This is a genomic window from Dellaglioa sp. CoH-56-MRSF-12 (genome assembly GCF_056782075.1).
Genome location: NZ_JBXAYD010000046.1, coordinates 1 through 347, shown reverse-complemented (window position 1 = coordinate 347; position 347 = coordinate 1). Strand labels below are relative to the sequence as shown.

1 protein-coding gene is annotated in these 347 nt (G+C 49.6%); it reads left to right on the top strand.

Going from position 1 to position 347, the window contains the following annotated elements; translation table 11 throughout:
* Positions 1 to 347: hypothetical protein (locus tag AC1RPY_RS07740; protein ID WP_481763104.1), on the top strand; the 347-nt coding region annotated here is incomplete at both ends.

The window sequence follows — 347 nt, the reverse complement described above, 5'->3', positions numbered from 1 at the left end:
CGTTGCAGACCACGAGATAGAGTTCATAAACCACGACCCAGTGTACAAGCTACATACGGTGGTGCTGTCCTCACGTGCCGATCTTGAGAACATTCCACGCGGAAAGAAAAATCTGGTAAAGCTAGTGATTCAGGACGGTGCAGACGTAAATGCATCGGACTACTCAGCGTTCTCAAACATTGTGCTCATCAAGAACTTCCGGTCCAAGGAAGACTTGCGCGCTGTTCTCACCGAGGACTTGAGCAATGCTGAGGAATTGGTTGTTCGCGTCGATGACTTCTTCGATGTGTGGGTAGAGAGTCTGGACGTTGAACAAAGCATGCGCGAGAAGATCGTAGATGTACGAC